This is a genomic window from Actinoalloteichus caeruleus DSM 43889, from assembly GCF_000429185.2.
GTDB lineage: Bacteria > Actinomycetota > Actinomycetes > Mycobacteriales > Pseudonocardiaceae > Actinoalloteichus_B > Actinoalloteichus_B caeruleus.
Genome location: NZ_AUBJ02000001.1, coordinates 372351 through 384720 on the forward strand (window position 1 = coordinate 372351; position 12370 = coordinate 384720).

At 70.8% G+C, this 12370-nt stretch carries 12 protein-coding genes; 8 read left to right on the top strand and 4 right to left on the bottom strand.

Annotated elements, in window-relative coordinates; translation table 11 throughout:
• Positions 1-108 precede the first annotated feature (108 nt).
• The 3 genes from arc to G443_RS01580 all read left to right on the top strand — a co-directional run bounded on the left by arc (position 109) and on the right by G443_RS01580 (position 4288).
• Positions 109-1905: a proteasome ATPase gene (gene arc, locus G443_RS01570; protein WP_026419805.1), complete on the top strand. Its 1797-nt coding sequence runs from the start codon at positions 109-111 to the stop codon at positions 1903-1905.
• 829 nt (positions 1906-2734) lie between these two features.
• On the top strand, positions 2735-3277 hold the full coding sequence (locus G443_RS01575; protein WP_026419804.1) for a DUF3558 family protein: 543 nt from the start codon (positions 2735-2737) through the stop codon (positions 3275-3277).
• Positions 3278-3322: 45 nt separating this feature from the next.
• Positions 3323-4288, top strand: a complete 966-nt coding sequence (locus G443_RS01580) for an aldo/keto reductase (RefSeq protein ID WP_030226756.1) — start codon at positions 3323-3325, stop codon at positions 4286-4288.
• A 6-nt stretch (positions 4289-4294) separates the two neighbouring features.
• On the opposite strand, the gene G443_RS01585 is transcribed toward G443_RS01580, so the two are convergent.
• Positions 4295-4837: an NUDIX hydrolase gene (locus G443_RS01585; protein ID WP_026419802.1), complete on the bottom strand. Its 543-nt coding sequence runs from the start codon at positions 4835-4837 to the stop codon at positions 4295-4297.
• A 201-nt stretch (positions 4838-5038) separates the two neighbouring features.
• On the opposite strand from G443_RS01585, the gene dop reads away from it, so the two are divergent.
• The 4 genes from dop to prcA all read left to right on the top strand — a co-directional run bounded on the left by dop (position 5039) and on the right by prcA (position 8549).
• On the top strand, positions 5039-6538 hold the full coding sequence (dop, locus tag G443_RS01590) for a depupylase/deamidase Dop (RefSeq protein WP_026419801.1): 1500 nt from the start codon (positions 5039-5041) through the stop codon (positions 6536-6538).
• 96 nt (positions 6539-6634) lie between these two features.
• On the top strand, positions 6635-6829 hold the full coding sequence (locus tag G443_RS01595; protein ID WP_016697490.1) for a ubiquitin-like protein Pup: 195 nt from the start codon (positions 6635-6637) through the stop codon (positions 6827-6829).
• 54 nt (positions 6830-6883) lie between these two features.
• Positions 6884-7732 carry a proteasome subunit beta gene (gene prcB / locus G443_RS01600; RefSeq protein ID WP_026419800.1) on the top strand — a complete coding sequence of 283 codons (849 nt, stop codon included), beginning with the start codon at positions 6884-6886 and terminating at the stop codon, positions 7730-7732.
• Between the two features lie 58 nt (positions 7733-7790).
• Positions 7791-8549: a proteasome subunit alpha gene (gene prcA / locus G443_RS01605; RefSeq protein ID WP_026419799.1), complete on the top strand. Its 759-nt coding sequence runs from the start codon at positions 7791-7793 to the stop codon at positions 8547-8549.
• A 24-nt stretch (positions 8550-8573) separates the two neighbouring features.
• Here the strand turns inward: prcA and G443_RS01610 are convergent, their stop codons facing one another.
• From G443_RS01610 to G443_RS01620, 3 genes are all read right to left on the bottom strand, one after another.
• Complete coding sequence (locus G443_RS01610) at positions 8574-9011, bottom strand: universal stress protein (RefSeq protein WP_026419798.1); 438 nt, start codon at positions 9009-9011, stop codon at positions 8574-8576.
• A gap of 36 nt (positions 9012-9047) precedes the next feature.
• The gene (locus G443_RS01615; protein WP_162147325.1) at positions 9048-9194 is read right to left on the bottom strand and encodes a hypothetical protein; all 147 of its coding nucleotides are present in this window, start codon (positions 9192-9194) and stop codon (positions 9048-9050) included.
• Positions 9195-9385: 191 nt separating this feature from the next.
• Positions 9386-10891 carry a bifunctional phosphatase PAP2/diacylglycerol kinase family protein gene (locus tag G443_RS01620; RefSeq protein ID WP_026419796.1) on the bottom strand — a complete coding sequence of 502 codons (1506 nt, stop codon included), beginning with the start codon at positions 10889-10891 and terminating at the stop codon, positions 9386-9388.
• 66 nt (positions 10892-10957) lie between these two features.
• Here G443_RS01620 and pafA point away from each other — a divergent pair, with 66 nt between their 5' ends.
• On the top strand, positions 10958-12316 hold the full coding sequence (gene pafA, locus G443_RS01625) for a Pup--protein ligase (protein WP_026419795.1): 1359 nt from the start codon (positions 10958-10960) through the stop codon (positions 12314-12316).
• Positions 12317-12370: the final 54 nt, after the last annotated feature.

The following is a 12370-nucleotide window of genomic DNA, read 5'->3' on the forward strand; positions in this document are numbered from 1 at the left end:
GGGGTGGCGGAGAGTGACGCAAGGGACACCCGCCCGGTCCGTGGATCATTACCAACCGGGCTGATCGCCGGTACCGTGGACTCCACCAGTACGGGAGGAGGTGCCGAGATGGACCATGACCGTCCCGGCAGCCAGCCTGAGCCAGGCGGCACACGGCAGACCGACGGTGAAGATGTCGAGTTGACGGCGCAGATCCGATTCCTGGAAGACGAGGTGGCGCTGCTGCGCCGCAAACTGACCGAGTCACCTCGCCACAACCAGTTGTTGGAGCAGCGGCTGGCCGAGGCGTCCAACCGCATCAACCAGTTGACCGAACGCAACGCCAAGCTGGTGGACACCCTGAAGGAGGCCCGAGGGCAGCTGCTCGCCCTCCGTGAGGAGGTCGACCGGCTGGCGCAGCCGCCGAGCGGCTACGGAGTGTTCCTCCGGGCCTACGAGGACGGCACCGTCGACGTCTTCACCGCGAGCCGCCGGATGCGCGTGGCGGTCTCACCGGCGGTGGAGGCCGCCGAACTCAGCCTGGGGCAGACCGTCCGGCTGAACGAGGCCCTCACCGTGGTGGAAGCCGGTGAGTTCGAACGCACCGGTGAGCTCTGCACCCTCCGCGAGGTCCTGGTGGAGGAGCAGGAGGGGCTGCCCCGACGGGCTCTCGTCGTCGGGCACACCGACGAGGAACGGGTGGTCTGGCTTTCCACCCCGCTGGCCGAGTCGAAGCTCAAGTCCGGTGACTCCCTGCTGGTGGACGGCAAGGCGGGTTACGCCTACGAGCGCGTTCCCAAGGCCGAGGTGGAGGACCTCGTCCTGGAGGAGGTCCCCGACGTCCGCTACGAGGACATCGGCGGTCTGGGACGTCAGATCGAGCAGATCCGCGATGCCGTCGAGCTGCCGTTCCTGCACGCCGGCCTCTTCCACGAGTACGAACTGCGCCCCCCGAAGGGCGTCCTGCTGTACGGACCTCCCGGGTGCGGGAAGACCCTGATCGCGAAGGCCGTCGCCAACTCGCTCGCCAAGCAGGTCGTGGTGGCGCAGGGCGGGGAGGCCGGGCAGGCGAAGTCCTACTTCCTCAACATCAAGGGGCCCGAGCTCCTCAACAAGTTCGTGGGGGAGACGGAGCGCCACATCCGGCTGATCTTCCAACGCGCCAGGGAGAAGGCGTCCGAGGGCACCCCCGTGATCGTCTTCTTCGACGAGATGGACTCGATCTTCCGCACCAGGGGGAGCGGGGTCTCCTCGGATGTCGAGACGACCATCGTGCCGCAGCTGCTGAGCGAGATCGACGGGGTCGAGGGACTGGAGAACGTGATCGTGATCGGTGCCTCCAACCGGGAGGACATGATCGATCCCGCCATCCTGCGGCCCGGGCGGTTGGATGTGAAGATCAAGATCGAGCGGCCCGACGCCGAGGCGGCGCAGGACATCTTCTCCAAGTACCTGACGCCGAGCCTGCCCATCCACGCCGACGACCTCGCCGAGTTCCAGGGGGACAAGGCGGCGTGCATCGACGCCATGATCCAGCACACCGTGGAGCGCATGTACGCGGAGAGCGACGAGAACCGCTTCCTCGAGGTCACCTACGCCAACGGTGACAAGGAGGTCCTCTACTTCCGCGACTTCAACTCGGGAGCGATGATCCAGAACATCGTCGACCGGTCGAAGAAGGCGGCCATCAAGTCCGTGCTGGAGACCAAGCAGCCCGGGCTCCGCGTCCAGCACCTGTTGGACGCGATCGTCGACGAGTTCGCCGAGAACGAGGACCTGCCCAACACCACCAACCCGGACGACTGGGCACGCATCTCGGGCAAGAAGGGTGAGCGCATCGTCTACATCCGCACGCTGGTGACCGGGAAGAACCAGGACGCCGGCCGGGCGATCGACACCGCGACCAACACCGGTCAGTACCTCTGAGGAACCGCCGGGGTCGAACGACCCGTGACCTGGGGCCTCCGGCCGTCGCCGGGGGCCCCAGGCGTTCGTCGGGAGCCCCGGGCGTTCGTCGGGGCCCGCCGAGGTGGTGGGAACGGTTCCTGGCGCCGCTGCCGGGTCCACACGACGGGCGTCCACGGGCTCGGGGGAGGGGCCGGGGCGCCAAGGGCACCCACGGGCCGAGGGGGGCGAGCCCGCCGTCCCCCATGTCGGCGGGGACGGGAACACCGCGCGTGGGGGACCGGTCCGCTGGTGGCCGCGCGCGTCCAGTCCCCGGCCGTGAGCACCAGCGGGGTCCACGGGGTGGTGCGCACCCGGGGTCCGACCGTGCGGAGCACCGTTGAGCCCGAGGGGCGGCGTCGGTGGCGTCTCCCGTGCCGGCGCTCCCGCCTTCTTGTTCTTGCCGAACGAAAATTTCCGGACCTGGTGAATGGTTGGCGTTGAATTCGGCAACCGCGAAAACCTTTCGCCCACGGTCGGCGGGATTGTTGGCGCCAACCCGCCAAAATCCGATAGTGCTCACCCATAAGGGTGATCAACATCACGGATAGTGGAGGTGAATATGTTCCTCCACTGGCACCTTCTGTCAGGATGCGCCATTGATGCGGCCAAAGGGTGAGGTCGGTCGTGACGCAATGCCGCAACGCGGTGCGGCGACGCAATCGTTCACCCATCCGTGGTTCCCAGCTGGTCACCGTCCGGCCGGCGGTGCGTTGCCTTCGCGACGGGACCCACGGTGGCACGGCCGTGGAACCCGCCCGGGGCGCCGGCCCCGGAGGGACACCGACCAACCCGTGAGGAGTCCACACCGATGCCAGGTTCACCCAGGTCCGTCGTCATCCCGGCGGCCTCCGCCGGGCTGCTGCTGCTCACCCTGGCCGCCTGCGGACAGGAGGAACCGGTGGACGCGGGCAGTGGCCCGACCACCAGAACCACCCTCGAAGCCGCGCAGGAGCGACTGGGCAACGCGGTCAGGAGCAGCTGCGAGAGCCAGCCCGGGGCCGTCCAGCAACTGATGGCGGACCCGAGCCCCAACTACAGCACCAACCGGGCGCAGGGGCCCACGTGCACGTGGTCAGCCGGTTCCCGGCAGCGCGTCGTCATCACCGCCGTGACCTCCGAGCCCTACTCCCAGTGGCGTGCCACCAACGAGCTGCTGGTGGGGGAGGGGACCGGTTTCCAGGTCAGGGGGCACGACGCCACCTGGGCCCCGGGCAGTGGCGAGGAGGGAGGCTGCCTCGTCGTCGTCGACGTGGACGACACGGCGCTGACGATCCAGTTCGGGGGGGTCGAGGACGCCGACTGCGCGGGAGCGCGGAACCTGGCCGACCAGGTGCTCGGGAACCTGGACTGATGCCGTCGCCAGCCCCACTCCGATCCCCCCGGTAATGTCACCCGGATGGATAAGTCCCAACCGGTCGACGATGCCGGGATCCGGAGGCTTGGCCTCGGGCTCGCGGCGCTGGGTCGACCGGCCTACATCAACCAAGGGGGAGCGGACGCCCTGCCGGCGGAGCGCACGGTGGAGGCGATGCGGCGGAACTGCCACGACGTGCTGGACGCCGCGTACGCGGCTGGCGTCCGGTGGGTTGACACGGCCCGCTCCTACGGCCTCGCGGAGGACTTCCTCGCGGACTGGCTCGCGGACCGGGGGCACCGTGACCTGACGGTGTCCAGCAAGTGGGGGTACACCTACGTGGGCGAGTGGCGTGTCGACGCCGAGGTCCACGAGGTGAAGGAGCACAGCGCCGAGCGGTTCGACGAGCAGTCGCGGGAAAGCCGCGACCGGCTCGGGGATGCGCTGGGCGTCTACCAGGTGCATTCGCTGACGCCCGACAGCCCGCTGTTCGACGACCGGGCACTGCTGGGGCGGCTGGCCGAGCTGGCCGGAGGTGGTACCCGGATCGGGTTCTCCACCTCCGGCCCACGCCAGTCGGAGACCATCGAGCGCGCGGTGGAGCTGGAGGTCGACGGCGAGCGGCTGTTCGCGACGGTGCAGTCCACCTGGAACCTGCTGGAGCCCTCGGTCGGTCCGGCGTTGGCCGCGGCCTCGGAGGCGGGCCTGCGGGTGCTGGTCAAGGAGCCGCTGGCCAACGGGCGGCTGGTCGTCGACGCGCCTGACCTGATCCGCGTCGGAGCCGAACGAGCCGGAGTGGGCCCGGACGCCGTCGCGATCGCGGCGGCGCTGGCGCAGCCGTGGGCGGACACCGTCCTGCTCGGGCCGGCCAACGTCGAGCAGCTCAGGCGGAACCTGCTCGCTGTCGGCGTCCCGTTGCTCCCCGCCGAGAGGTCGGCGATGGTCGCGACCCTGGCCGAGCCAGCCGAGCGGTACTGGCGACGCCGGTCCGCGTTGCCCTGGCACTGACCTCCCTCACGTCCCCAGACCACCCGCGGCGGAGCGTCGGAACCACTCCCGAACCAGCAGCCGGCTGTCCGGCACCAGGGGCCATCCGGGGTCGACGCTCCGCCGCCGCAACTCCTCCAACGGCATCCACCAGCCCGACGCGATCTCCTCGGGCTGGTGCCGCACCTCACCGCCCCACCGCGCCTCGAAGAGGTGGGTGCGCACCCGGAGCCCCGGCCCCTCGTAGGAACCGACGAGGACGGGCCGCAGCGGCACTCCGACCACCCCCAACTCCTCCGCGAGTTCACGGCGCGCGCAGTCGGCGGGGTCCTCGCCCGCGTCCACCACGCCCCCGGCGAAGCAGTCCAGCCCTCCGGGGAAGATGTCCTTGGTGTCGGTGCGCCGGTGTACGTATGCCTGGTCGCCGCCGGGCGAGAGCAGCAGGACCGCCCCACACCCGTGCCACAGGTTCTCCGCCCTGACCCGCCTCCTGGGGGCGCTGCCCACGACCGTGCCGTCGGCGTCGTAGACGGCGACCAGTTCGTCTCCCCGGGAGACCGGTTCACCCATATCCCCAGCCTCGCACGACGACACCACCGGGCCGAGCACCACCACAGCTGTGGTGGTATTCCACCACCCATGTGGTGGTTCGGCTGGTCGGAGCGGATCCACCCGACGAGGCGAGGACGGAGAGTGTCCGTCCGGTCACTCTTTCAAGTGTCGCGCTCATGATCAAGCCGAGAAAGGTCCCGAAGCCGTAGGCTGAAACCCATGCGGCGGATCATGGGAACCGAAGTCGAATACGGGATCACGGTGCCGGGTGAGAGCACCGCCAACCCCGTTCTCACTTCCACCCAGGTGGTGCTGGCCTACGCGGCGGCCGCCGACATCCCCCGGTCCCGCCGAGCGCGGTGGGACTACGAGGTGGAGTCCCCGCTGCGGGACGCCCGTGGCTTCGACCTGGGAGGGCCGAGCCTGCCCGCCACCGACCACGAGGGCGACGACCTCGGCGCGGCCAACGTCATCCTCACCAACGGCGCGCGGCTCTACGTCGACCACGCCCACCCCGAGTACTCCACGCCGGAGGTCACCAACGCCAGGGACGCGGTGATCTGGGACAAGGCGGGGGAGCGGGTGATGGAGGAGGCGGCCATGCGGGCCGCCACCGTTCCGGGACAACCGCACATCCAGCTGTACAAGAACAACATCGACAACAAGGGCGCCAGCTACGGCAGCCACGAGAACTACCTGATGGCGCGCGGCACGCCCTTCACCTCGGTGATCTCCGGCCTGATCCCCTTCTTCGCCTCCCGCCAGGTGGTGTGCGGGTCGGGGCGGGTCGGGCTGGGCGCGTCCGGCGACGGCGCGGGGTTCCAGCTGTCCCAGCGGGCCGACTACATCGAGGTCGAGGTCGGGCTGGAGACCACCCTCAAGCGGGGCATCATCAACACCCGCGACGAGCCCCACGCCGACGCCGACAAGTACCGGCGCCTGCACGTGATCATCGGTGACGCGAACCTGGCCGAGTACTCCACCTACCTGAAGCTGGGCAGCACGGCACTGGTCCTGGACATGATCGAATCTGGCCACCGCTTCGACGACCTGCGGCTCGGCGACCCGGTGCGGGCCGTGCACACCATCAGCCACGACCCCTCGCTCCGCGCGACCGTCCCGCTCGCCAACGGGCGGCGTTTCACCGGGCTCGACCTCCAGTGGGCGTACCACGAACGCGCCGTCCGGCACGCCGAGTCCGAGGGCGTCGACCAGGAGTCCGCCCACGTCCTCCAGACCTGGGGCGAGGTGCTGAACAGGCTCAGCCGGGACCCGGCGGAGTGCGCGGACATGCTCGACTGGCCGGCGAAGCTCCGGCTGTTGGAGGGGTACCGCGCCCGGGACAACCTCGGGTGGGCGTCCTCCCGCCTGCACATGATCGACCTCCAGTACTCCGACGTCCGGCTGTCCAAGGGGCTCTACAACCGGCTGGTCGCGCGGGGCTCGATGCGGCGGCTCGTCGACGAGGAGGAGGTGCGGGCGGCGATCACGCTGCCCCCGGAGGACACCAGGGCCTACTTCCGCGGCCAGTGCATGGAGCGGTACCCGGCCCAGATCTCGGCGGCCTCCTGGGACTCGGTGATCTTCGACCTCGGCAGGGAGTCCCTGGTGCGCATCCCCACCCTGGAGCCGCTGCGAGGGACGAAAGCCCACGTCGGCCACCTGCTTGAGGCCTCGTCCAGCGCTGAGGAACTCGTCGACTCGCTGACCCGGAGGTAGCGGGACCACCCCGGTCGGCCGCTCGGCGGGACGACGGACGCCCCGCCAACTGGGTAATCTTGGGACACGGGCAACGCCCTGACATCGGGAGGACTGATGGCACAGGAACACGCGCAGAAGCACGGCGGTGGCGACGGGGACGACGAGGCCCAGGAAGCCACGACCGCGGGCCAGGAGCGGCGCGAACAGCTTGGCGAGGACGTCGACACCATCCTGGACGAGATCGACGACGTCCTGGAGGAGAACGCCGAGGACTTCGTGCGAGCCTACGTCCAGAAGGGCGGCCAGTAGGCCGTCGGCACCGCCCGCCGTACCCGTCACGCCGACCCAGGAGTACACCGCCTCATGGAGAACCCGACAGCCCGCGCCCATTCGGGCGCGGCCCTGCCGAACGCCTACTTCGCTCCCGGATCATCCTTCGTCGACTTCGTGCGGGCGGCCGCGCCCGAACTGCTGCCCGGAAACCGGGCGATGCCAGAAGGGCAGGTCGGGCACCCGCCGCACGGCACGACCGTGGTGGCGTTGAAGTACCGGGGCGGAGTGCTGCTGGCGGGTGACCGGCGGGCCACCGCGGGCAACCTCATCGTGCAACGGGACATCGAGAAGGTCTTCACCGCGGACGCCTACTCCGCGGTGGCCATCGCGGGGACGGCCGGCATCGCGCTGGAACTCGTCCGCCTGTTCACGGTGGAGCTCCAGCACTACGAGAAGATCCACGGGGTGTCGCTCTCGTTGGAGGGCAAGGCCAACCAGCTGTCGAACATGATCCGTGGCAACCTCGAGCTGGCGATGGCCGGACTGGCCGTCGTACCGCTGTTCGTCGGGATCGACGTCGACTCGAACGGGACGGAGTGGCCCGGCCGGATCTTCAACTACGACGTGACCGGGGGCCGCTACGAGGAGCACGGCTCCTACCACGCCGTCGGTTCGGGCTCCCTGTTCGCCAAGTCGGCGCTGAAGAAGCGCCACGAGCGGGACGTGGACGAGGACACCGCGATCCGCAACGCCGTGGAGGCGCTGTACGACGCGGCGGACGACGACACAGCCACCGGCCACCCGGACCTCGCGAGGAAGATCTACCCGGTCATCGTCACCATCACCCCGGAGCACGGCGCGGTCCGGCTGACCGACGAGCGGGCCGCCTCGGTGGCGGAGTCCGTCGTCGCCGGTCGCCGGGACAACCCGGGCGGCTGAGCCCGGCGAACGACGACCCAGCCCAGCCAGACCCTCTCATCCCGCCGGGAGCTCCCACGTGACTCTGCCCTTCTACACCTCGCCAGAACAGCTGATGCGCGAGCGCTCCGACCTGGCCCGCAAGGGCATCGCCAGGGGCAGGAGCGTCGTCGTCCTCACCTACTCCGACGGGGTGCTCTTCGTCGCGGACAACCCGTCCAACACGCTGCACAAGGTCTCGGAGATCTACGACCGGATCGGGTTCGCCGCCGTCGGCCGCTACCCGGAGTTCGACAGCCTCCGGGTCGCCGGCATCCGGCACGCGGACCTCACCGGGTACGCCTACGACCGGAAGGACGTCTCGGGTCAGACGCTGGCCAACGTCTACGCGAAGGCGCTCGACGCCGTCTTCACGGAGCGGGTGAAGCCCTACGAGGTCGAGGTCTGCGTCGCCGAGGTCGGCTCCTCGCAGGAGAACGACAAGATGTTCCGCCTGTCCTACGACGGGTCGATCGACGACGAGTCCCGCTTCGTGGTGATGGGCGGCCAGGCCGACACCATCCGGGGTGTCCTCCGGGAGGACTACCAGGAGGGTCTGGAGCTGGCCGCTGCCCTGCGGCTGGCCGTACGGGCCCTCGGCGCCGAGGTCGGGACGGGCTCGGGGAGCGGGGGCGCCGCGGCGCCGAAGCGCGAGATCTCCGTCAACCAGCTGGAGGTGGCGGTGCTGGAGCGGTTCCGACCGAACCGGGCCTTCCGGCGGATCCCCACCGCCACCCTGGCGACGCTGGTCGAGGAACGGTCGAGCGAGGACGCGCCGGACGGTCCCGCCGCCGAGTAGCGGCGCCCGAGGTTCGACGCCCGATCACCGCACCACCAGGACCGGGCATTCGGCCGCGCGGACGCACTGCGCGGCCACCGAGCCCAGCATCAGCCGGCCGCCCCGGCCCCGGTGGCCGAGAACCAGCAGACTGGCGGTCGCGGACGCCGCCAGGAGGACGGTGACGGCGCGCCCCCGGGGCGCGCCCACCGTGACCTCCTCAGCCTCACCCAGGCAGTCCGCCACGACCCGGACGGTGTGCTCGCGCATCCACCCGGCGTACTCGTCGAGGCTGGGAACCGTCGCGGGCGGCAGGCCCGGGGGGCGTGACGCGCTCCGCAGCGTCCAGGCCCGCAGGACGTGCAGCGGAGCGGAACGGCACTTCGCTTCGTCGGCTGCGGCCCGGAGCGCGACCAGCGACGGCCGCGACCCGTCCAGGCCGACGACCACCGGCCCTTCGAAGCTCCCCGAGGACGAGTCCATACGGTCCCATCGAACCCGAAGGAAGGGCCGCTGTCGTCATCCGATCAGGTCGACTGCCGGCGACGGCCAGTAGCCGGTCCCGGTCCGGTCCACCGGCAGGGCGGCGGCCCCGGCCGGGGCGGGCGGCGAGGCCGGGGCGTCCTCCGCGCCACCGCCGACCTTCCCCCACCCACGGCGCCGCACGGCCGCTCCGGGCGGGGGCGGGGCGCACGAGCGCCCACCGGCCCGCACGGCGGCGCCCAGCACCACCCGACCCGGCTCGCGATCCCCCTCCGCGGGAAGCCGGCGACATCCCCCGCGTCCGTCGCGAGCGGGCCGGGACGAGCGAGGCGGTCGGGCGGGCGGCGGCCCCGCCCGACCACGGCGGTGCTGGTTCAACCACGCCACTCGTCCCGTTCCGGCCAGTGGTAGACGCGCAGCGCACGGGGCCGGGTGGTGAACCGGAACCAGCGTCCCGCTGGTGCCACCTCCCCGTCGACCGCGAGCCTGGTCCGGTCGTCGACCAGGTCTACCTCGAAACGCGGCCGCTCCTGCTGCACGTACGTGCGGCTGTGGTGCAACGCGCCCGTCAGGGCCGCCCCCAGGAACCGCAGCCGTGAGAACGGCACGTCGGCGCGGACGTAGCGGACATCGAGCAGCCCGTCGTCCATCCGCTGGCGGTTCATCGGGGCGAAACCGCGGGGTTCGTACACCCCGTTCCCGACGAAGAGGAGCCAGACGGCGCGTTCCCGGCCGTCGATCCGCACCCGGATCGGCTCCGCCTCCCGCAGCACGCGGACGAGTGCCGCCGCTCCCGCCAACCACCGGCCCCAGCGGGGCTCCCACCGCTCCCGGTACCGGACCAGATCCGGGTAACCGCCGAGGCTCGCCGTGTTCACGAACCACCGGCACCCCGCCCCGTCGCCGTCCACGGTCCCGATGTCCACCTCGATGGCCAAGCCCTCCTCGGTGGCCAACGCGGAACTCCCGGGCGACCCCGCGGCCACGTCCCGCGCGAAGTGGTTCAACGTCCCCGTGGGGATGACCACCAGCGGCAGGCCCCGCTCGGCGGCCACGGTCGCGACCGCGGCGACGGTGCCGTCACCGCCGGCCACGCCGAGCGCGCGCACCGGCTCCGCGCTGCCGGCCACGGCCTCCTCGACGTGCCGCCTCAGGTCGGTGGCCTCGTCGTCCGGCGGGGACAGGATCCGGGCCGACGGCCAGGACTCGGACACCAGATCGGTCGGATCGGCACCACCCGACCCGGAGCCGGGGTTGGCCAGGACCAGCAGCCCCTCGCCGTCGGAGAGCGGGGTGGCCCGCACCGGGGACCGCCGGATCGCGGGCCCGCCGTTCGTCAGCGGCCACCACCGCCGCGTCGCCAGCGCCACCCCACCGCCGAGCAGCGCGCCGAAGACGACATCGCTGGGCCAGTGGACACCGGTGTGCACCCGCGAGTACGCGACCGCCGCACCGAGGGGCGCGACGACCGGGAGGGCTTTCGGCGCCTCCATGCCCACGGCCGTGACGAAGGCCGCAGCCGAGGCGGCGTGGCCGGACGGGAACGACGAGGAGACGGGTGGAGCCGCGTAACGCCGCTCCGCCGAGATCAGGTCCGTCGCGGGCCGCCTCCGGGGCACCAACGGCTTCCCGACGAGGTTCGCGGTGAAGCTCGCTCCGGCGATCGAGATCACGGCGCGGTACGCGGCACGCCGCGTCACACCTTCGCGTGACGCCAGTAGGGCGGCGATCCCGAACCAGAGCAGGCTGTGGTTCGCGGCGGTGCCCAGGCCCCTGAACACCGCGTCAGCTCTGGTCGCCGGTAGTCGGCCGCTCGCGCGCACCAGTCTCCCGTCCAGCCGGTTCGTCCGTCTCAGAGCCTCGGACACCCACTTTCGCATCACCAGAAGCTAGCGCCCCCCGAATGGATCACGGAGGGAGCGGGCGGAGTCGCTTACTGTGGAGCCATGCAGCGGCGGATTTTCGGTATCGAAACCGAGTTCGGGGTGACCTGCACCTTTCACGGGCAGCGCCGGTTGTCGCCGGACGAGGTCGCGAGGTATTTGTTCCGCCGGGTGGTCTCCTGGGGCCGCTCGTCCAACGTCTTCCTGCGCAACGGCTCCCGCCTGTACCTCGACGTCGGATCCCATCCCGAGTACGCGACCGCCGAGTGCGACGAACTCATCCAGCTGGTCACCCACGACAAGGCCGGGGAGCGGGTCCTGGAGGACCTGCTGGTCGACGCCGAACGCCGGCTCGCGGAGGAGGGCATCGGCGGGGACATCTTCCTGTTCAAGAACAACACCGACTCGGCCGGCAACTCCTACGGGTGCCACGAGAACTACCTGGTCGCCAGGGCGGGCGAGTTCGCGAGGATCGCCGACGTCCTGCTGCCGTTCCTCGTGACGCGCCAGCTCATCAGCGGGGCGGGGAAGGTCCTCCAGACCCCCAGGGGCGCGGTGTACTGCCTGTCGCAGCGGGCCGAGCACATCTGGGAAGGGGTTTCGAGCGCGACCACCCGCTCGCGGCCGATCATCAACACCAGGGACGAGCCGCACGCCGACGCCGAACGCTACCGGCGGCTGCACGTCATCGTTGGTGACTCGAACATGTCCGAGGTCACGACGCTGCTCAAGGTCGGCACCACCAACCTGGTGCTGGAGATGATCGAGGCGGGCGTCCAGTTCCGCGACTTCACGCTGGACAACCCGATCCGCGCCATCCGGGAGATCAGCCACGACCTCACCGGTCAGCGGGGCGTTCGGCTCGCCGGCGGCCGGGAGGCCTCGGCGCTGGAGATCCAGCGGGACTACCACCAGCGCGCCACCGAGTACCTGCGGGAGCGCGGCAGCGACGCCACTCTCGACCGGGTGATGGAGCTCTGGGACCGCACGCTGCGCGCCGTGGAGACCCAGGACTTCAGCCTGATCGACCGGGAGGTCGACTGGGCGATCAAACACCGGCTGTTGCAGCGCTACCGCGAGAAGCACCAGATCGGCCTGTCCAACCCGCGACTGGCGCAGATCGACCTGGCCTACCACGACATCCGGAGGGGCCGGGGGCTGTTCGACCTCCTCCAGCGCAAGGCACTGGTCGAGCGGGCGACCGACGACGGCGAGATCGAGGCCGCCAAGGACACCCCTCCCCAGTCGACGAGGGCCAAGCTCCGGGGCGACTTCATCTCCGCCGCGCAGAACGCCGGTCGGGACTTCACGGTGGACTGGGTGCACCTCAAGCTGAACGACCAGGCCCAGCGCACCGTGCTGTGCAAGGACCCGTTCCGCGCGGTGGACGAGCGGGTGGAGCGCCTCATCTCGTCGTTGTGACCACTCCCCGGTGCGGGCACCGCCCGCGCGGATGATGTTCCCCCCGGCCTCCCG

Coding starts and splice junctions, on each gene's coding strand:
- arc (WP_026419805.1), top strand. CDS start 109: ATGGACCATGACCGTCCCGGCAGCCAGCCTGAGCCAGGCGGCACACGG.
- G443_RS01575 (WP_026419804.1), top strand. CDS start 2,735: ATGCCAGGTTCACCCAGGTCCGTCGTCATCCCGGCGGCCTCCGCCGGG.
- G443_RS01580 (WP_030226756.1), top strand. CDS start 3,323: ATGGATAAGTCCCAACCGGTCGACGATGCCGGGATCCGGAGGCTTGGC.
- G443_RS01585 (WP_026419802.1), bottom strand. CDS start 4,837: ATGGGTGAACCGGTCTCCCGGGGAGACGAACTGGTCGCCGTCTACGAC.
- dop (WP_026419801.1), top strand. CDS start 5,039: ATGCGGCGGATCATGGGAACCGAAGTCGAATACGGGATCACGGTGCCG.
- G443_RS01595 (WP_016697490.1), top strand. CDS start 6,635: ATGGCACAGGAACACGCGCAGAAGCACGGCGGTGGCGACGGGGACGAC.
- prcB (WP_026419800.1), top strand. CDS start 6,884: ATGGAGAACCCGACAGCCCGCGCCCATTCGGGCGCGGCCCTGCCGAAC.
- G443_RS01610 (WP_026419798.1), bottom strand. CDS start 9,011: ATGGACTCGTCCTCGGGGAGCTTCGAAGGGCCGGTGGTCGTCGGCCTG.
- G443_RS01620 (WP_026419796.1), bottom strand. CDS start 10,891: ATGCGAAAGTGGGTGTCCGAGGCTCTGAGACGGACGAACCGGCTGGAC.
- pafA (WP_026419795.1), top strand. CDS start 10,958: ATGCAGCGGCGGATTTTCGGTATCGAAACCGAGTTCGGGGTGACCTGC.